The sequence below is a fragment of the Mycobacterium simiae genome (genome assembly GCF_008370645.1).
Taxonomy (GTDB): Bacteria; Actinomycetota; Actinomycetes; order Mycobacteriales; family Mycobacteriaceae; genus Mycobacterium; species Mycobacterium simiae_A.
Genome location: NZ_VTZN01000001.1, coordinates 103,178 through 121,843 on the forward strand (window position 1 = coordinate 103,178; position 18,666 = coordinate 121,843).

Below are 18,666 nucleotides of genomic sequence, written 5' to 3' on the forward strand. Positions count from 1 at the left end.
CTAAGTCACCTGCAGACGGGGCCGGACTGGGGAGTGCCCCCGGCGCGCAACGCAAAGGCGGTAACCGGGGCATCAAATCCCTTCAGCGTCAATGGGCCATAGGCGGTCGCGGGCCAATTCGGCAACTTCGCATAGAGCTCGGACGCGGCCAGAATCTGCCCGGGGGCCGCGACAGCCACGAGTCGCGCGGCCAGGTTCACCGGGTTGCCGAAGTAATCCCCATTGATGGCCAGGACGGTCCCGTAGGCTAGGCCGGCGCGGACCTGCAGCTGGGCTTCGCGTGCCTTGGGATGGTCGACGAGATCGAGTGCCGCCTGCGCCAACTGCGCAGGAGTCGGGCTCACCCACATCACGGCGTCGCCGATGAACTTCACCAACCGGCCGCCGTCGGCATGCACCACGTCGGCGACGGTGGCGCCGAACTCATAGAGCAAGTCCTGCAGCTCTGCGGGCGCAAGCAGCTGGGTCAACGCGGTGAAGCTGGACAGATCCGCAAAGCCGACGCCGCAGGTCACGCTGGCCGAACTGTCTTGAATGACGCCCTCGAAGTAGGTGCGGGCGCTGGTCAGGTGGTGCCGGTGGACGGTGTCGATCAGCGCCCCGATCCGGGGAACGAATTCGGCGATCGCCCGGTATGCCTGCGCCGTGGCCAGTTCGTCGTGGGTGTGGGTCATCTGAATGTCTGGCATCCCGGAGCGGATCATTGTCGACTCGGCTTCGGCGAGCCGGGCCATCGCGGCCCCGAGCACGCGCAGCAGCCCATAGGCGCCGTCGTCGCCCACCACGGCCTTTAAGGCCACCCAGGTCGCCAGCGCGTCGACGTCAGCCTGGCTCAACGCGGGAACGTCGGAACCCGCGACGGTCAGGCCCAACAACGCCCAGGCCTCGGCGACCTCCTCAGCAGACAGCCCGAGTTCTTCAGCCGCTGTGTGCACAGTGTAGATAGGGGGCCCCGACCATTGCAGGACGTCACCCGCCAGCCCGAACAAGCGGCCGCGGCGTTCCGCTTCGGCCATCTCCTCGACGGTGAAGCCCAGCCCGTCCAGATACTTGATCAGGTCGGCCCGCTCGCGGGGATTGGCGATTCCGGCAGCCTGCAGGGCTTCGAAGTCGAGGGAATCGAGAGAATCGGACACTGTCCAAGTGTGCCAGTAGCGCTGCTGGATTAAGGTGTGACGCCGTGACTGATGCCTCGAATTTGCAGCCCGGACCCTTAGAAGACCGCCATCGCGCGCTGGGCGCCAGCTTCGCCGAGTTCGGCGGCTGGCTGATGCCGGTGTCCTACGCCGGGACGGTCAGCGAGCACGCCGCCACCCGTAACGCGGTGGGTCTGTTCGACGTCAGCCACCTGGGCAAAGCACTGGTTCGCGGGCCGGGCGCCGCCGAGTTCGTCAACGCCGCGTTTACCAACGACCTTCGTCGCATTGGACCGGGAAAGGCGCAATACACGTTGTGCTGCAACGATTCCGGTGGCGTCATCGACGACTTGATCGCCTACTACGTCGACGACGACGAGATCTTCTTGGTACCCAACGCCGCCAACACCGCCGCCGTGGTCGCCGCCTTGCAGGCGGCAGCACCCAGCGATCTGACGATCACCAACCTGCATCGCAGCTACGCGGTCTTGGCGGTGCAGGGGCCGCGGGCCACCGAGGTGCTCGCTGCATTGGGCCTGCCGACCGACATGGACTATATGGGTTATTCCGATGCGGCGTATGCCGGAACACGGGTGCGCGTATGCCGCACCGGTTACACCGGCGAGCACGGCTACGAACTGCTTCCGCCCTGGGAGGCCGCCGGTGCAGTGTTCGACGCGCTGGTGGAGGCGGTTTCGGACGCCGGCGGCCAGCCTGCCGGTCTGGGCGCCCGTGACACGCTGCGCACCGAAATGGGCTATCCGCTTCACGGACATGAACTTTCGGCCGAGATCTCGCCATTGCAGGCCCGCTGCGGCTGGGCAATCGGCTGGAAAAAGGAGGCGTTCTTTGGGCGCAACGCGCTGCTGGAAGAAAAACAGGCAGGCCCGCGACGGCTGCTGCGGGGATTACGCACGGTCGGTCGCGGCGTCTTGCGTCCGGGCCTGACGGTGCTTGACGACGGTGCCATGGTGGGGGTCACCACGTCGGGAACGTTCTCGCCGACGCTGCAGGTCGGCATCGCGCTCGCGCTGATCGACACCCAGGCCGAGGTGCAGGACGGCCAGCATGTCACTGTCGACGTTCGCGGGCGTGCTGTTGACTGCGAAGTGGTGCGGCTGCCTTTCATCGAGCCGAAAACGCGTTAGGTGACCCCACCTCGCGCGGAAAAACCTGTTGTCACACCGATATAGAATCGGCGCCATGGTGCGTCCTAGAAGCTGGATCAGGCTTGCGGGTGTAAGTCCCGTCCCGGTAGGCACCGGAGCGCCGGGTAGCAGGCCCCGGTTCGTCGTTGAGAGGCGGCGGGCTAAGCGGGGTGTCGAGAGCCTCTTTGGAGGGAGCAAGTGCGCGGGCCGTAGTGCCGTTAGGTGCTAGTCCTGCAGCCTCGTCAGATTTACAACGGAGGAGCCGAGCCGCTCATGTCGCGGCGAAGGCCTATGTCTGTCGAGCCCTGGTCCGGGGTTAGCTCGGCGGGTCCTTCCGGGGTATGGGGAGCGGCACGTGCACACAGTCTGGTTCGGAAGGGGAGAGGTCCGTGTGCTCAGCCTGCGTCAGGCAAAGACCAAGGGTATAAGCCGATGGTGAAATCCTTTGGAGGGCAGCGGGAGTCCGAGGGGGTCGTAGTACCGCTGATCGGCGTGAGAGACACGCCGGGAGGGAAGGGCCCCTGCTTTGATCACGCGCGCGAAGCGGGTACGCATCAGGGCATGACCGAGGTGACTGGGTCCAACTACCCCGGCAAGGCATCGTTTGCCGTAGCTGACGACGAGCCGTTGGTGATGTCGCCGGTGAAAGTGCAACAACTGCAACGGGTGCTATGGGCTGCGGCCAAGCAGTCTGAGGGTCGGCCTTTCCACGCCGTGTATGACCGTATTTACAGGGGTGACGTCCTGTGGGAGGCGTGGGAGCGGGTGCGTAAGAACAAGGGTGCGGCCGGGGTGGATCGGATCACTCTGGTTGTGGTGGAGGACTACGGCGTGGACCGCATGTTGCGCGAGTTGCGCCATGACCTTCGCACAGGTCGGTATCGTCCCGCGCCTGCCAGGCGTGTGGAGATCCCGAAACCACGAGGTGGTAAGCGGCTGTTGGGGATTCCCACGGTGCGAGACCGGGTGGTCCAGGCGGCGGCCAAGATCGTGTTGGAACCGATTTTCGAGGCGGATTTTCTGTCGTGCGCGTTCGGGTTTCGGCCGAGGCGGTCGGCGGTGATGGCCAAGGAACGCTTGCGGACCGGGTTCATCGAGGGCTACCAGTTTGTGGTCGAGTTCGATATCGCCAATTTCTTCGGTGAGATCGACCACGACCGGCTGCTCACGGAGGTGGGTAGGCGGGTCTCGGATCGGCGGGTGCTCAAACTGCTGCGTTTGTGGCTGCAAGCAGGAGTGTTGGTCGAGGGGGTGACCCAGCGGACGGTCGCGGGCACTTCGCAGGGCGGGGTGATCTCGCCGCTGTTGGCCAACGTCTACCTGCATGTGCTCGACACCGAACTCGCTGTCCGTGGGGTAGGTGAGTTGGTGCGTTATGCCGATGACGGTGTGGTGTTGTGCCGTACGGCGGAACAAGCCGAGCACGCTCTAGTGGCGGTAGGAGAAATCCTGGCGTCGTTGGGGTTGCGGCTGCATCCGGATAAGACGAAGGTGGTCGACCTGCGGGCAGGTTGTGAGGGCTTGGACTTTTTGGGTTGTCATTTCCGGGCTCGCATGTCGGGACGGTTGTGGGAGCAGCAGCGGGTCATCCGCTACTACTTGCACCGCTGGCCCAGCCACACGGCCATGGCCCGACTACGGGCCAAGGTGCGTGACCGCACCGGCCGCAACCGGGTCGGTCTCGATATCCGTGATGTAATCGCGGAGTTGAACCCGATCCTGCGTGGCTGGGGCAACTACTTTCGTACCGGCTTCGCGGCACCATCCGCTACCCGAAGGCTGCGTAACCATGTCTAGAAGATCATCGGTGAGGCGTGTGCGGGAAAACCGCACGCACGGATTGAAAGGGGGAAGGGGAAACGGGCTCACTGAGCACCGCGCCCCCGACTACCAATGACCAGCGGGTCCCTCCAGTTCACGGTTACGCGCACGGCGCATCCGGCTAGCGAAGCCCAGCGGGGAGCGATCTTGCAGGATCCTGGCTTCGGCAAATACCACACCGACCACATGGTCTCCATTGACTACACCGAGGGCCAGGGTTGGCACAGCGCACGGGTTACCGGCTACGGGCCGATCCAGCTGGACCCGTCGGCGATTGTGCTGCACTACGCGCAAGAAGTGTTCGAAGGCCTCAAAGCCTATCGCTGGACCGACGGCTCGATCGTGTCGTTTCGCGCGGAGGCAAACGCCGCCAGATTGCGTGCGTCCGCTCGGCGGATGGCGATCCCGGAATTGCCCGACGAGCTGTTCATCGAGTCGCTGTGCCAGCTCATCGCCGTCGACAACGCCTGGGTGCCCCAGGCCGGCGGTGAAGAGGCGTTGTATCTGCGGCCTTTCATCATCGCCACCGAGCCCGGCCTGGGAGTGCGGCCGGCCACCGAATACCGCTACTTGTTGATCGCCTCACCGGCAGGCGCGTACTTCAAGGGTGGCATCAGTCCCGTCAGCGTGTGGGTCTCAACCGAATACGTGCGGGCGTGCCCAGGTGGCACCGGTGCGGCCAAGTTCGGCGGCAACTACGCCGCCTCGCTGTTAGCTCAGGCTGAAGCCGCCCACCAGGGTTGCGATCAGGTGGTGTGGCTCGACGCCGTCGAACGACGTTATGTCGAAGAGATGGGCGGCATGAATATTTTCTTCGTATTCGGCAGCGGCGGATCGGCGCGACTGGTCACTCCGGAGCTATCCGGCTCGCTGCTGCCCGGTATTACACGAGACTCGTTGCTGCAACTGGCAATTGATGCTGGCTTTAGCGTCGAGGAACGCAAGATTGATATCGACGAATGGCACAAGAAAGCCACCGCCGGTGAGATCACTGAAGTATTCGCCTGCGGCACAGCCGCGGTCATCACTCCGGTCTCTCGGGTGAGGTACGGCGACAGCGAGTTCACCATCGCCGACGCCCAACCGGGTGAAGTGACTATGGCTTTGCGGGACACCTTGACCGGCATCCAGCGCGGCACGTTCGCCGACACCCACGGCTGGATGTCGCGGCTCGGCTAGGCGGCGGCAACTGCTGCCGGCGCCGGACGGAACGACTCGAATCGGCAGCCGTCCCATACGCAGCGCAGACTGATGCCTTGGCGTGCCCCGTCGGCCAATCTGACATCGGTCATTCTGACCACGACCGAGCTGTGCGCGGCGAGCTGCGGACGGGACGCCGGCTCACGTGCCGGGGCCCCTGCTCGTTCTCGGGCAGGTGCGCTCAGAGCCGCGACTGCGGCGACTGCGGCCAGTGTGAGCATGGCGACGACGGGCCAGACCGTCGCGTGCTTCTGGGCCATCGTGCCGAGGACAGCGCCTAGCAGCGTGAACTCGACAGCAACTAACGTCGATCCGAAGCTGATCAGCGTCGCGCGGTGTTGCTCGGCGGCCAATGCGCTGATCCACGATACCGCCGCGGCGGTGACGGCCTGTGAGGCTACCGTCGCCAGCAGGAACACGGTGCCGTAGGCCCACATGTGGAACCACTGACCGCACGACTCGGCGAGGATGCACAGCAGCGACGCGGCCATGCTGAGCAGGGCGCTACCCAACAGCATGCCGCGTACTCCGCAGAGTCGGTAAACCTTGCGCCACAGCACCGAGCCGATGACTAATCCGATGCTGGACAACACCACCAGCATCTGCAGATTGCCGCGCTGCTGGGCGGCGCGCAGGCTGAAGAAGGTAGTGCCCAGACTAATCGGCGCGAACAACAGGTAGGTGATCACGTACCGGCGAAACCACGGCTGGGTGCGCGCAACCTCAAAGCCCTGCCGGTAGGTATCACGAAAAGGGACCCGGGTGGCGCTGGCCCGGGTGGAGGCCCCGGCCGCGGCGGCTCGCATCGGGCCAACGAACACCGCCGCGACCCCGGAGGCAGCCAGGCCCGCGGCGCCCAGCCATAGCAAATCGTGATAGCGCGCCATCTGGTCGCCGCCGGCCAGCATCGGCACCACCAGCAGTGTGACGCCAGTGGCCAGCACCGACCCCAGAGCCCCCTGGGTAAGCAGCAGCTCACCACGCCGCAGGACGGACAACTTGCTGGAGATCATGTCGGCGTATGCCACGCCCGAGACTCCGGTGATGGCACCAACGGCGGTTGATGTGATCAAAAAAACCGCCGCGACGAAAGTGTGAGTCCAGGGCACCGCGGCATTACACAAAACCAGCACTGCGGTGGTCGCCGATATCGCTGCCATCAACAAGTGCCGAAGCTGGCCGGCGCGCTGCAGAATCAGCGGCGACACCGAGTTTCCGACAATAGCGCCGATGCAGAACGCCGGATACAGCAGACCGGCCGCCCAGGTAAGGCCCTGACTTGCGCAGATGACCGGCAGCACCACCGCGCCGCTACCGAGTTGCATCCCGGCCGTGTAGAAGCTCCCCTGGGCGACCAGGCGCCCGAACGGGTTGCTGCGGGCCGGGCCGGTCAAAACGTGCGCCAGCCGTGATGCGAACATGATGAAGACGCTATATACTTCCGGCCGCCACAACGATCCACCGATCGGACACGATTTTCTTAGTTTTTGTCCTCCGAGCGGGGGACAAGGTTTGTCATACCCCCTAGATGGGGACCAGCGCCGCAAGTACCACGGCGCACACTGTTGTGGTCATTTCAATCGCCCCACCCAGCACGTCACCGGTGATACCGCCGAATCGGCGCACGCAGTGCGCCACCAAAGCCGCACCGCACGCCAGCGCCGCAAGCACCGCGACCGGTCCCTGCCATGGTCGTGGACCCGCCAGCAGCGAAACTGCGAGTAGAACTACGAGCCACAACACCACCACCGGCCCCGGCTGGGTTCCTGCCACCTGGGCGCCAAGGGTGCTGCCCGCAGCGGCCGGCACTGATCTGCGACAGGCCAGCACCGCAGTGATCCGCCCGGCAACAACGGCCACGACGATCCCGCCGGTGCCCAACGTCGGGAAGGCCAGCCCCTGCAGCACGATCACTACGACGATGGCCGCCACCCCGAACGGGCCGGCCGAGCCGTCGCGCATGACCGCAAGGGCGCGCTGCGGCGGCCCGTAGCAACCTAGACCGTCGGCCGTATCGGCGACAGCGTCAATGTGCATGCCTCGGGTTACGACCAGCAATACTGTCACGGCAAGAAATCCGGACAGCGGACTGGACGGGCCGAACGCCACGGAGCCGGCCCAGGCGACTGCCGCGGCCAGCCCGCCGAGCACGGCACCGACCACTGGCAACGCCGTCATCGCGCCGCGACCGATCGAGGTGGCTCCCGAGCCCGGGCCGGGCATGATCGTTCCGAAAGCGAAAGCTATTGCCAGCGAACGCATCACGGCGCGGAAGCAGTATCAGACCGGTTGCAGACATTGGCTTCGGTAAAGGTGGCCATCGACGACAACGCCGCCACCGCGGCGCGCAATACCGACAGCGCCACGGCGGCGCCGGTGCCCTCGCCCAAGCGCATGCGCAGGTCCAGAATGGGGTCCAGCTGCAGCGCTGCCAGGGCCAGCTGGTGACCCGGTTCCGTGGACCGGTGACCGGCTTGCCACCACTGCCGGGCGCCGGGCGCCAGCCGTTCGGCCACCAAAGCTGCGGCTGTTACCACCATGCCATCAAGCAACAGCGGAGTGCGCCGTACCGCGGCCTGCGCGCAGAAGCCGGCCATCGCCGCCAGGTCCGCACCGCCGCAGCAGCGCAGTAACCCGACCGGGTCGGGCAGCACTGACCGCGCCCGATACAGCGCATCTCGCACCGCAGCCGCCTTGCGTGCCCAGCCGGCGTCGTCGATACCACTCCCATAGCCCACCACCGCAACCGGCTCGGCGTCCGTCAGCGCCGCGATCAACACCGCTGCTGGGGTAGTGTTTCCGATCCCCATATCGCCGGCAATCAATAGGTCAGCCCCGGCGTCGACCTCGTCATCGGCGATCTGCTGGCCGCTGGCGATCGCGCGGGAGGTCTCCTCGTCGGTCAATGCGTCTTCTGTCCGGATATCGCCGCTGCCGCGCCGTACCTTGTCCTGGCCGGTTTGCTCCGATACCTCATCGGTATCCACGGCTAGATCCGCGACCCGGACTGTTGCGCCGACAACACCGGCCAGCGCGTTGATCGCCGCCCCGCCGCGGTCGATGTTGGCCATCATCTGGGCGGTCACTTTAGGCGGATACGCCGACACTCCGGCCCGCGCAACACCGTGGTCGCCGGCAAATACCAGCACGCGAGCGCGCTCGAACTGCCGCGGCGGACACTGACCCTGGCAGGCTGCCACCCAGACCGACAGATCCTCCAGCCGCCCCAGCGCGCCTCGGGGCTTGGTCAAAGTGTCCTGGCGGGCCCGGGCCGCGGCTTCGGCGACCGGGTCGGGTGGCGATATCGGCGCGAATCCGTTCATAACCGCACACCATGGATCGGCACGCCCTGCCCAGCCACCAGCAGGACAATCTGGTCGGGGCTGCCCACCTCAGCAGCCATGTGGCGGCCGAATCCGGTGGTCGGTGCGATGTTCAACCCGACCTCCGGGCTAATGCTGGTTGATATTGTCGGTTCGAACGGTGGAGCAGCGCCCCGGCCGACTTGCCCGCGGTGATCTTGCCGAGAACCAGTGTGCACATCAGTAGTTAGCCAGCTTCCGGGTGCTAACCGACGCCGGCGCCGCGCTGGACCTGAGGACGCGGCGCCCGCATCCGGCGCACTTGCGAAGCCCGGCCGGCCGCATAAAAGCCAAGTTTCCAACGACTTTCGGTGTTATTCGGAAATTTCGCGTCGACCAGCTTGCTCACCTTGCGGGCCAGCATGATCCCGTCGATGGTCATCAGGGCCATCAGCACCAGCATCGCGGGAGACATGTAGAACTGCAGCTGCGGCACGGCGAACATCGCGAACAGCAGGGCCAGGGCCGACGGCATGAACAGACCAAGCAAACCGAAGCGTCGCGAATCGACAATATCGCGGACGTAGCGGCGGATCGGGCCTTGATCGCGCGGTAGCAGGTAAGCTTCTTCGCCGGCCATCATGTGTTCCCGGCGTTCCGCCATCCGGGCCCGGCTGGCGGTCTTTTCGGCCCTGCGTTCCGCGCGGCTCAGTTTCGGGCCGGCCAGGGATTTCCGCCGTGCCCGGGCCTCGGCTGCAGTCATCGGCGCCGGAACGACGGGGCCCTTCTTCGCGGTGCGCTTGGCCTGGCTGCGCTTGGGCGTGGGCCGGCCCTTGGGACCGGTGGTTCGCGACCCGCGAGAAGTTGCCGACGCCGACGCAGCCCGGGAAAGCTCTGATCCTTGGCTGTCGTCAGTTGCGGCCGAATCGACGGCACCTTCTTCGCGGCCTTTCTTGCGGCCGAGCAGCTTCACAGTCGCCAGGTTACTTCCGATCCGCCGAAGTCGGAGAATTGTGCTGCTGTTACGCAGCGCCAGTATGCGTGTTGGCCCTAGTCTTGCTTGTGATGGACGGCTCGCTCGCCTCGGATGCTGCTGCCGATGGCCTCGGGCCCGGCCGAATTCAGCTACCCGCGATGCGGGTACTGGTCGCCCCGGACTGCTACGGAGACAGTTTGTCCGCAGTGGATGCGGCCGCAGTCATCGCCACCGGCTGGACCCGATCCCGACCCAATGACACGTTTATCGTGGCGCCGCAGTCCGACGGCGGGCCCGGTTTCATCGAAGTGCTGCAAAGCCGGCTGGGGGAGTCGCGGCGGTTGCAGGTGTCTGGGCCGCTGGACTCCGTCGTGGATGCGGCGTGGATGTTCGATCCGGCTTCTGCCACGGCGTACCTGGAGTGTGCGCAGGCCTGCGGCCTGTCGCTGCTGGGCGGTCCCCCAACGCCGGAGACCGCGCTGGCGGCGCACAGTAGGGGTGTCGGCCAGCTCATCGCCGCAGCGCTGGCCGCCGGGGCGCGCCGCATTGTGGTCGGATTGGGTGGCAGTGCATGCACCGACGGCGGGTACGGCATGATTGCTGAACTCGGCGGCCTGGACGCCGCCCGTCGCAAGCTTGCCGACATCGAGCTGATCGCCGCCTCAGACGTCGAATACCCGTTGCTGGGGCCGTGGGGAGCGGCCAGGGTCTTTGCGCCGCAGAAGGGCGCGGATGCGGCCACCGTCGCAGCTTTGGAAAGCCGGCTCGAGGCATGGGCGGTGGAACTGGACGCGGCGGCCGGGCGGGCAGTCAGCGCCGAGCCGGGCGCCGGCGCGGCCGGGGGTATCGGAGCCGGGCTGCTTGCGCTCGGCGGCCGATGCGAGTCGGGCGCCGCGATCATTGCCGAACACACGCACCTGGCCGACGATCTCGCCGAAGCCGAGCTGATCATCACTGGTGAGGGCAAGTTTGACGAGCAGTCGCTGCACGGCAAGGTCGTCGGCGAGATCGCGGCTGCAGCCCGGCCGCTGGGCATCCCGGTGATCGTGCTGGCCGGCCAGGTAGTCCTGGACAAGGCGACAATCCGGTCGTCAGGCATCATGTCTGCGTTGTCTATCGCTGAGTATTCGGGCTCAGTGCGGTTGGCCTTGGCCGATGCGGCCAACCAACTGATGGGTTTGGCATCCGAGGTCGCCGCTCGGCTCGGGAATCCCCGCCCTGCGGGGTACCGTTAGTAACAGTTGAATGCGTGGCCGGGTGGGCCCACACAACACGATGCAGGTAGGAGAAGCAATGACGGTGCAGAACGAGTCGAGCGCCAAGACGCACGGCGTGATCCTGACCGAGGCCGCTGCCGCCAAGGCGAAGTCCCTGCTCGAGCAGGAGGGGCGTGACGATCTGTCGTTGCGGATCGCGGTACAGCCAGGCGGGTGCGCCGGGCTACGTTACAACCTGTTCTTCGACGACCGTGCGCTGGACGGTGACCTGACCGCGGAGTTCGGCGGTGTCACGTTGACTGTGGACAGGATGAGCGCGCCCTATGTGGAAGGCGCATCGATCGACTTCGTCGACACCATCGAGAAGCAGGGCTTTACCATTGACAACCCCAACGCCACCGGTTCGTGCGCCTGCGGAGATTCCTTTAACTGAGCGAGTACGTCCTTCCGGCTGCTCAGTACTGTCCTGCGGTGCGCAGCACGTACGAGCACACCGAGATCTGACCACGCTGGAAAAGCAGCTGGGCGACGCCCTGTACCTGCCCCTTAGGCGGCCCCCCGGTGGCCGGCGTGACCTGCATCGTAAACAGCACCTGGGCCTGATACTGCGACCAGTACACGACCTTGTCGATCGAGGTCACGTCGACCTGGGAGAACTGCTTGCGGAACGCGTCGCTGCTCAGCTTGGCTAGGGCCTGATCAGAGCGCTTGTCTTTGACACCGTCGTAGATGCCGCAGAGCGCGTTGCGCACGATGACGTCGACGTCGCGGTGCTCGAGCGCGTTCAGGTAGCCCTGAATCGCCGTCCTGGCCGCGCCTTCAGAGAAGGTGCCGCCGGAATTGGCACCGTTGGTGCGGACCCCGTACACGATGGCCGCAGTCAAGGCACCGATCAGGGCGAGAGCCAGCAGGGCGCCGATCAGCAGCCGCTTGGGTCGCCGCCTTTGGTATGACGCCGGCACCGGTGACCGAGCAGGGTAAGCGGTGGACATCGAAGAGAAGGTCGCTTCGGCGCGGTCGGTGTCGTGGGGATACTCGAGAGGCTCATGAGGCCCAATCTGCGGGTATGGCCGCACCCCTTGAGGTCCGTCGGTGCCGACGGCAGGGTTCGGCGAATGCGGACCGGCCATCGCGGTTCTCCTACAGTGGTGGACGGGACGGCATGGGGTTGCCGCCAGCAGCGGATTTGTTAACGAGGTGGATTCACTAGGCAGGCTAGCGCACCACCCGCCGCTGGCGGTCGACGCGACGGGGCGGGCCGCAGCACCGATACTTGTGAGAGGCTAGACAACCTCTAGACGACCTTACGAACAATGAACGGAGATTTTGTGACGATTGCGGTAACCGGTTCGATTGCGACCGATCATCTGATGCGCTTTCCAGGTCGTTTCTCCGAGCAGCTGCTGCCTGAGCACCTACACAAGGTGTCACTGAGCTTCCTCGTCGACGATCTGGTGGTCCACCGCGGCGGCGTAGCTGGAAACATGGCCTTTGCCATCGGCGTGTTGGGTGGTGACGTCGCGCTGGTTGGTGCTGCGGGCGCCGATTTCGCCGACTATCGCGACTGGCTCAAGGCCCACGGCGTCAACTGCGACCACGTCCTGATCTCACACACCGCACACACGGCGCGGTTCACCTGTACGACCGACGTCGACATGGCCCAGATTGCGTCGTTCTACCCGGGCGCCATGTCCGAGGCCCGCAACATCAAGCTCGCCGACGTCGTGTCGGCCGTTGGCACTCCCGAGCTGGTGATCATCGGTGCCAACGATCCCGAAGCGATGTTCTTGCACACCGAGGAGTGCCGCAAGCTGGGTCTGACCTTCGCGGCCGACCCCTCCCAGCAGCTGGCGCGCCTCTCGGGTGAGGAAATCCGCAAGCTCATCGACGGGGCCACGTATTTGTTCACCAACGACTACGAGTGGGACCTGTTGCTGTCCAAGTCGGGCTGGTCTGAAGCTGACGTGATGGCGCAGATCGGGTTACGGGTAACCACACTGGGGCCCAAGGGCGTCGACCTGATCGAGCCCGACGGTACCAGCATCCACGTCGGTGTGGTGCCCGAGACCAGCCAGACCGACCCCACCGGCGTCGGTGACGCGTTCCGCGCCGGCTTCCTGACCGGGCGCAGCGCCGGCCTAAGCCTGGAGCGGTCGGCGCAGCTGGGTTCGCTGGTCGCCGTCTTGGTGCTGGAGTCGACGGGAACCCAGGAGTGGGTCTGGGATCGCAAGGTGGCGGAAACTCGGTTGGCCGGAGCGTACGGCGACGAAGCGGCCGCCGAGATCACTGCTGTGCTGGCCTAGCTCTGTGCTGGCTTAGCCTCGCGAGCAGACGCAGAATCGCATTGCGGGGCCCCTTTGCGTGCGATTCTGTGTCTGCTGGCCATCAAAGCTGGACCGGGTATTGGGGCTCGCTGATCTGCGGCACCACGCTGTGCTCGACGAAGATCGCGTGCCACAGCATGAAAATCAGCAGGGTCCACAGCCGCCGGCTGTGATCGCTTGCGCCGGTTCGGTGTTCCTCGAGCATGCGGCTGACCGCGGCCAGGTCGACGAGGTGACCGGCCCCCGAGGAGGCCACCGTCGCATACGCCCACTCCAATAGTTCGCCGGCGCGCAACCAGTGCCGGATCGGAACTGGGAACCCCAGCTTGGGCCGGTGCAGCACGTGGGCTGGCACGATCGGTTCCAGTGCGCGCCGCAGCGCATATTTTGTCGTGGTGCGGGTGATTTTCGCCGCCAACGGTAGCCGCGAGGCCACCGCGAACACCTCGGGATCCAGGAACGGCACCCGCAGCTCCAGCGAATTGGCCATCGTCATCTTGTCGGCCTTGACCAGGATGTCGCCGCGCAACCAAGTGAACAGGTCGATGTGCTGCATGCGGGCTACCGGGTCCCAGCCGACCGACTCGGCATACACCGGCGCCGTCACGTCGGTGTGGGTCCAGTCCTGCCGGAACCCGGGCAACACCTCGCGCAGCTGGGCGTCGGAGAAGCTGCGGGCATTGCCGTAATAGCGCTCCTCGAGCGTCAGCGATCCGCGGTGCAGCAGACTCTTACCGCGCATGCCCTCAGGTAGCGGTCGAGACATCTTGCCCATTGACCGCCGCAGCGGCCTGGGTAGATAGTTGAACGGCTGCAACGACAGCGGCTCACGGTAAATCGTGTAGCCGCCGAACAGCTCGTCGGCGCCTTCCCCCGACAACACCACTTTGACGTGCTTGCGGGCCTCGCGAGCCACGAAGAACAGCGGCACCAGCGCCGGGTCGGCGACCGGCTCGTCGAGGTACCAGACAATCTCGGGCAGCGCAGCCACAAACTCCTGCGCATTGACCACCTTGGCAATGTGGCGCGCGCCGATAGCCTCAGCGGAGGCCACCGCGACGTCGACCTCGGAAAACCCTTCCCGCTCGAAACCGGTGGTGAACGTGATGAGTCGCGGGTTGTGCCGGATGGCCAAAGCGGCGATGGCGGTGGAGTCGATACCGCCGGATAAGAACGCGCCGACGGTGACGTCGGCGCGCATGTGTTTTGCTACGGAGTCCTCCAGCACCGCGGTGATCTCGTCGTAGCGGGCCTGCTCGGTATCGGAGGTGATCAGGGTGGCGGCAAAGCGCGGTACGAAGTAGCGGGTAAGCGCTGGCCCCCGACCCGGCCGGATCCGGGCATAACAGCCCGATTCGAGCCGGCGCACCCCGCGGTGCAGCGTCTCGGGCTCAGGCACATACTGCAGCACAATGTAGTGCTGCAACGCCCTGCGGTCGATTCCGGTGTCGAAGCCCAGCAAGCCGACTAGGTCCAGCAGGCACTTCTTCTCGCTGGCTACCGCGGTGCCGCCGGTGCCGGTCGCCATGAACAGCGGCTTGATGCCGAACGGGTCGCGGGCGCAAAACAATTCACGGGTGACGGTGTCCCACAGCGCGAAAGCGAACATGCCGCGCAGCCGGTTCAGGACATCGGTGCCCCAGTGGTGGTAGCCGGCAACGATCGCCTCACCGTCGCCGTCGGTAGCGAAGACAGCGCCGTGGCGGGCGCTGAGCTCGTCGCGCAGCTCGAGATAGTTGTAGATTTCGCCGTTGAACACCAGCACGTAGCGGTCGGGTGCCTCCGGCGGCCCCCACCGCAACGGCTGATGCGAATGGGCGATGTCGATGGTCGACAACCGGTTGAACCCGAATACGACCGAACCGTCGGCCGCTGGGTCGGTCCAGGTGCCTGACTCGTCGGGCCCGCGGTGGCGCATCAAGTGCGACGCGCGGGCGATCGCGTTGTCGGTCTCAGCGGTCCCGGGAGCCGCGTCGGAGCCATCGGGCCCGCCAGCGTCGGCCGGCGCCACGACGAAGGCCAGCAGTCCACACACGGCGCCCCAGTATGCCGCACGTGGCGCTTAAATGGGGCGCTGCCCGGCCGGGTGCCGGTAAGCGGGCGTGCCGTCCGAGCTCACGACCGAACCGTTTCGGACCGCATCGTGCCCTGCGTGTGCGCCGTGGTCTACGCTGCGTAGTATTCGAATCCGAGTTAGCCGACGATTTCCCGCCGGAAGCGGCGCCTAGCCCCAGTCCGCCCAGCTTGTGCTTACAGGAGGCGCAACGTGACACCTCGCGAGCCAGGTCGTTCGCAACGCTTGTCGCAGAGCAATTCTCAGAGCCGCATTGGCGGTCAGCGGCCAGGCACGCGAGGCCCCGTCGCTCGTCTTCGGCTGCTCGCCTTGGTTGGGATCCTTAGCACGTTGGCTATCACCCTGAGCGGGTGCAGTTGGTCGGAAGCACTAAGCCTCGGCTGGCCTGAGGGCATTACCCCGGAAGCCCACGTGAATCGGGAACTGTGGATCGGCGCGGTGATCGCCTCCCTCGTGGTTGGCGTCATCGTGTGGGGCCTTATCTTCTGGTCGGCAATATTCCACCGCAAGAAGAAAACCGACACTGAGTTACCTCGCCAGTTCGGCTACAACATGCCGCTCGAGCTCGTGCTAACGGTCACGCCGTTCCTTATTATTTCGGTGCTGTTCTACTTCACCGTCGTCGTGCAGGAGAAGATGTTGCACGTCACCAAGGATCCCGAGGTCGTGATCGATGTCACGGCGTTCCAGTGGAACTGGAAGTTCGGCTACCAGAAGGTCGACTTCCACGACCGCACCTTTACCTACGACGGCGCCGACGAGGCTCGCAAACAAGCTGTCGAGTCCAGGCCGGAGGGCAAGGACGAGCACGGTGAAGAGCGGGTCGGGCCGGTGGCCGGGCGCAACACGGAAGACCGGAGCTACCTCAACTTTGACAAAGTCGAGACCCTCGGAACCAGCACCGAAATTCCGGTCCTGGTATTGCCCGCCGGTAAGCGCATTGAGTTCCAGTTGAACTCGGCCGATGTGGTCCATTCGTTCTGGGTGCCAGAGTTCCTGTTCAAGCGGGACGTGATGCCCAATCCGGTCGCAAATAATTCGGTCAACATCTTCCAGATCGAGCAGATCACCAAGACGGGGGCGTTCGTCGGCCACTGCGCCGAGATGTGCGGCACGTATCACGCCATGATGAACTTCGAGGTTCGGGTGGTTGCCGCCAACGACTTCAAGGCCTATTTGCAGCAAAGGATCGATGGAAAAACCAACGCCCAAGCCTTGCAGGCGATCAACCAGCCACCGCTGGCGGTAACTACCCATCCGTTCGACACCCGCCGCGGTCAATTGGCCCCGAGCCTAGGTTAGGACCCAATGCATATCGAAGCCAGGCTATTCGAGTTCGTCGCCGCGTTCTTCGTCGGCTGCGCGGTGCTTTATGGCGTGCTGAGTTCGATGTTCGCCACCGGTGGGGTCGAGTGGGCCGGCACTACGGCGCTGGCGCTGACCGGAGGCATGGCGCTGATTGTGGCCACGTTCTTCCGGTTCGTGGCCCGCCGGCTAGATACCCGGCCCGAGGACTATGAAGGTGCTGAAATCAGTGACGGCGCAGGGGAATTGGGTTTCTTCAGCCCGCACAGCTGGTGGCCGATCATGGTGGCGTTGTCCGGCTCAGTGGCTGCGGTCGGCGTCGCGTTGTGGTTGCCGTGGTTGATCGTGGCCGGCGTGGTGTTCATCCTCGCCTCGGCGGCCGGACTGGTCTTCGAGTACTACGTCGGTCCCGAGAAACACTGATCAAAGCCGGAAAGGTCACAATCAGAGCGTCAGTTGATCAGTGGCCAGTTGGCCAAGACATCTCTGCAATGGCCAGTTGGGTAGGGTTTCCGATGCACGGTGAGAATTCACCGAGCGCGCGTGCAAAATGCAGCCGCGTAGCCCCGCGCTTTGGTGAGGCAGGTTGGACAGGGTAGGCAACATGAGCGGGCCGAATCCCCCGGAACGGGAACGTGATGAACCCGACTCCGCCGGCGATTCCAGCGCCGAACTGGAACCCACCAGTGACACCAGCGATCACATGGATGCCGGCATCGATGGCGGAGAGCTCGGACCGTTGGGCCACAGCAGTCCGAGGACGGAGACCGAAGCATATTCAAGGGCGTACTCGGCGCCGGAGTCCGAGCAGTTCATCAGCGGACCTTATGTGCCCACCGATCTCAGCCTTTACGACTACGACAGCTATGACGAGGAGTCCGACGCGGATGACGAGCAAGCTCCTCCGCGCTGGCCCTGGGTAGTGGGCGTCGCAGCCATACTTGCCGCAATTGCACTGGTGGTTTCGGTATCGCTGCTCGTGACTCGCACCGACTCGAGGAGACTCGCCAATCCCGCAACGACCTCGTCAGCACCGCCGGTACAGGACGAAGTGACGATAACCACGCCGCCACCACCGCCGCCGCCACCACCACCCACCGAAATTCCGACTGCGACGGAGACTCAGACGGTGACCGTAACTCCTCCGCCCCCGCCTCCGGCCCCGCCGACAACTACTGCGGCACCGCCTCCGGCGACGACAACTACGGCAGCAGCACCGCCGCCCACCACTACTAGCACCACGCTGGCAGGTCCGCGGCAAGTCACCTATTCAGTGACCGGCACCAAAGCGCCGGGTGACATCATCTCGGTGACCTACGTCGATGCCTCAGGTCGGCGACGGACGCAGCACAACGTGTACATCCCCTGGTCAATCACGGTGACACCGATCTCGCAATCTGACGTGGGGTCGGTCGAGGCGTCCAGCCTTTTCCGGGTCAGCAGACTCAACTGCTCGATCACCACAAGTGATGGAACAGTGCTGTCATCAAACACCAACGACGCACCACAGACGAGCTGCTGATGCTCGGCAAATACTCTGCATACCGGCGTGGACCGGACGCCATTGTTGCTCCGGCGGTCATCGACCGCATTCTGATTGGCGCGTGCGCTGCGATCTGGCTGGTGCTGGTGGGCGTGAGCGTGGCCGCTGCGGTAGCGCTGGCGGACCTTGGCCGTGGCTTTCACAAGGTGGGGAGGGACTCGCACACCACCTGGGTGCTGTATGCCGTCATCATCGTGTCCGCCCTGGTCATCGCAGGTGCGATACCAGTGTTAATGCGGGCTCGCCGTACGTCCTCGGCTGACCCGACGGTAAGGTCGTCGCCTCCGCGCGCCGGGAGCATCCAGCCGGTCCGAGCCGGACAAGCTGTGGCCCGCACTGTGGGCAGGCCGGCCCGCCGAGATCAGCTCACAGCATTCGGTCCGGCCGCGCAGCGGTCCGGCGAGGCGGCGGACCGGATCTGGTTGCGGGGGACCGTCGCGTTGACCGGCACCATGGGCATTGCACTGACTGCGGTGGCGTTGGCGACGTATCTGATGTCTGTTGGTCACGACGGCGCGGCGTGGATCGGCTACGGGGTGGCCGGAGTAATCACCGCAGGAATGCCGGCGATCGAGTGGCTGCATGTCCGGCAGTTGCGCCGCGTGCTCGCCACGCAATAG

General features: G+C 65.2%; 16 protein-coding genes and 1 pseudogene. 10 read left to right on the top strand and 7 right to left on the bottom strand.

Annotated elements, in window-relative coordinates; translation table 11 throughout:
* Positions 1-5 precede the first annotated feature (5 nt).
* Positions 6-1,136, bottom strand: a complete 1,131-nt coding sequence (locus tag F0Q45_RS00510; RefSeq protein WP_149652021.1) for an adenylate/guanylate cyclase domain-containing protein — start codon at positions 1,134-1,136, stop codon at positions 6-8.
* A gap of 44 nt (positions 1,137-1,180) precedes the next feature.
* On the opposite strand from F0Q45_RS00510, the gene gcvT reads away from it, so the two are divergent.
* The 3 genes from gcvT to F0Q45_RS00525 all read left to right on the top strand — a co-directional run bounded on the left by gcvT (position 1,181) and on the right by F0Q45_RS00525 (position 5,284).
* Positions 1,181-2,284 (top strand): glycine cleavage system aminomethyltransferase GcvT, encoded by a 1,104-nt coding sequence (gcvT, locus tag F0Q45_RS00515; RefSeq protein ID WP_149652022.1) that lies wholly within the window; start codon positions 1,181-1,183, stop codon positions 2,282-2,284.
* A 561-nt stretch (positions 2,285-2,845) separates the two neighbouring features.
* Complete coding sequence (gene ltrA, locus F0Q45_RS00520; protein WP_262490808.1) at positions 2,846-4,081, top strand: group II intron reverse transcriptase/maturase; 1,236 nt, start codon at positions 2,846-2,848, stop codon at positions 4,079-4,081.
* A gap of 96 nt (positions 4,082-4,177) precedes the next feature.
* Positions 4,178-5,284: a branched-chain amino acid aminotransferase gene (locus F0Q45_RS00525; protein WP_149652023.1), complete on the top strand. Its 1,107-nt coding sequence runs from the start codon at positions 4,178-4,180 to the stop codon at positions 5,282-5,284.
* Here F0Q45_RS00525 and F0Q45_RS00530 read toward each other — a convergent pair.
* The 4 genes and pseudogenes from F0Q45_RS00530 to F0Q45_RS00545 form a co-directional block, all read right to left on the bottom strand.
* Positions 5,216-6,726 (bottom strand): annotated as a pseudogene (locus F0Q45_RS00530) (MFS transporter); the annotation flags it as partial. The gene F0Q45_RS00525 and the pseudogene F0Q45_RS00530 sit on opposite strands and share 69 nt — an antisense overlap.
* A gap of 103 nt (positions 6,727-6,829) precedes the next feature.
* Positions 6,830-7,570, bottom strand: a complete 741-nt coding sequence (locus F0Q45_RS00535; RefSeq protein ID WP_149652024.1) for an adenosylcobinamide-GDP ribazoletransferase — start codon at positions 7,568-7,570, stop codon at positions 6,830-6,832.
* Positions 7,567-8,628: a nicotinate-nucleotide--dimethylbenzimidazole phosphoribosyltransferase gene (cobT, locus tag F0Q45_RS00540; RefSeq protein ID WP_149652025.1), complete on the bottom strand. Its 1,062-nt coding sequence runs from the start codon at positions 8,626-8,628 to the stop codon at positions 7,567-7,569. Before cobT ends, F0Q45_RS00535 begins: the two co-directional genes overlap by 4 nt.
* Before the next feature lie 244 nt (positions 8,629-8,872).
* Positions 8,873-9,580, bottom strand: coding sequence for a DUF3043 domain-containing protein (locus F0Q45_RS00545; protein ID WP_149652026.1), 708 nt, complete (start codon positions 9,578-9,580; stop codon positions 8,873-8,875).
* Positions 9,581-9,741: 161 nt separating this feature from the next.
* Between F0Q45_RS00545 and F0Q45_RS00550 the strand changes: the two genes are divergently transcribed.
* Together F0Q45_RS00550 and F0Q45_RS00555 are read left to right on the top strand one after the other, a co-directional pair.
* Positions 9,742-10,818 (top strand): glycerate kinase family protein, encoded by a 1,077-nt coding sequence (locus tag F0Q45_RS00550; protein WP_149652067.1) that lies wholly within the window; start codon positions 9,742-9,744, stop codon positions 10,816-10,818.
* A 58-nt stretch (positions 10,819-10,876) separates the two neighbouring features.
* Positions 10,877-11,233, top strand: a complete 357-nt coding sequence (locus F0Q45_RS00555; protein WP_149652027.1) for an iron-sulfur cluster assembly accessory protein — start codon at positions 10,877-10,879, stop codon at positions 11,231-11,233.
* A gap of 22 nt (positions 11,234-11,255) precedes the next feature.
* Here F0Q45_RS00555 and F0Q45_RS00560 read toward each other — a convergent pair whose 3' ends face one another.
* A complete protein-coding gene (locus F0Q45_RS00560; RefSeq protein ID WP_149652028.1) occupies positions 11,256-11,930 on the bottom strand; it encodes an Rv0361 family membrane protein in 675 nt (224 codons plus the stop codon).
* Between the two features lie 198 nt (positions 11,931-12,128).
* On the opposite strand from F0Q45_RS00560, the gene F0Q45_RS00565 reads away from it, so the two are divergent.
* The gene (locus tag F0Q45_RS00565) at positions 12,129-13,103 is read left to right on the top strand and encodes a carbohydrate kinase family protein (RefSeq protein ID WP_149652068.1); all 975 of its coding nucleotides are present in this window, start codon (positions 12,129-12,131) and stop codon (positions 13,101-13,103) included.
* Between the two features lie 82 nt (positions 13,104-13,185).
* On the opposite strand, the gene asnB is transcribed toward F0Q45_RS00565, so the two are convergent.
* Positions 13,186-15,159: an asparagine synthase (glutamine-hydrolyzing) gene (gene asnB, locus F0Q45_RS00570; protein WP_149652029.1), complete on the bottom strand. Its 1,974-nt coding sequence runs from the start codon at positions 15,157-15,159 to the stop codon at positions 13,186-13,188.
* Between the two features lie 231 nt (positions 15,160-15,390).
* Between asnB and ctaC the strand changes: the two genes are divergently transcribed.
* The 4 genes from ctaC (at position 15,391) to F0Q45_RS00590 (ending at position 18,666) form a co-directional block, all read left to right on the top strand.
* Positions 15,391-16,500: an aa3-type cytochrome oxidase subunit II gene (gene ctaC, locus F0Q45_RS00575; RefSeq protein ID WP_149652030.1), complete on the top strand. Its 1,110-nt coding sequence runs from the start codon at positions 15,391-15,393 to the stop codon at positions 16,498-16,500.
* 6 nt (positions 16,501-16,506) lie between these two features.
* Complete coding sequence (locus tag F0Q45_RS00580) at positions 16,507-16,926, top strand: cytochrome c oxidase subunit 4 (protein WP_149652031.1); 420 nt, start codon at positions 16,507-16,509, stop codon at positions 16,924-16,926.
* 181 nt (positions 16,927-17,107) lie between these two features.
* Positions 17,108-18,025, top strand: coding sequence for an MmpS family transport accessory protein (locus tag F0Q45_RS00585; RefSeq protein WP_149652032.1), 918 nt, complete (start codon positions 17,108-17,110; stop codon positions 18,023-18,025).
* Entirely contained in the window at positions 18,025-18,666 is a 642-nt protein-coding gene (locus tag F0Q45_RS00590; RefSeq protein ID WP_149652033.1) for a DUF2561 family protein, read from the top strand. Before F0Q45_RS00585 ends, F0Q45_RS00590 begins: the two co-directional genes overlap by 1 nt.

Bases quoted from the DNA above. Each gene is read 5' to 3' on its own strand.
- ltrA (WP_262490808.1), top strand. From the start codon at position 2,846: ATGACCGAGGTGACTGGGTCCAACTACCCCGGCAAGGCATCGTTTGCC.
- F0Q45_RS00525 (WP_149652023.1), top strand. From the start codon at position 4,178: ATGACCAGCGGGTCCCTCCAGTTCACGGTTACGCGCACGGCGCATCCG.
- cobT (WP_149652025.1), bottom strand. From the start codon at position 8,628: ATGAACGGATTCGCGCCGATATCGCCACCCGACCCGGTCGCCGAAGCC.
- F0Q45_RS00550 (WP_149652067.1), top strand. From the start codon at position 9,742: ATGCGGGTACTGGTCGCCCCGGACTGCTACGGAGACAGTTTGTCCGCA.
- F0Q45_RS00555 (WP_149652027.1), top strand. From the start codon at position 10,877: ATGACGGTGCAGAACGAGTCGAGCGCCAAGACGCACGGCGTGATCCTG.
- F0Q45_RS00560 (WP_149652028.1), bottom strand. From the start codon at position 11,930: ATGGCCGGTCCGCATTCGCCGAACCCTGCCGTCGGCACCGACGGACCT.
- F0Q45_RS00580 (WP_149652031.1), top strand. From the start codon at position 16,507: ATGCATATCGAAGCCAGGCTATTCGAGTTCGTCGCCGCGTTCTTCGTC.
- F0Q45_RS00585 (WP_149652032.1), top strand. From the start codon at position 17,108: ATGAGCGGGCCGAATCCCCCGGAACGGGAACGTGATGAACCCGACTCC.
- F0Q45_RS00590 (WP_149652033.1), top strand. From the start codon at position 18,025: ATGCTCGGCAAATACTCTGCATACCGGCGTGGACCGGACGCCATTGTT.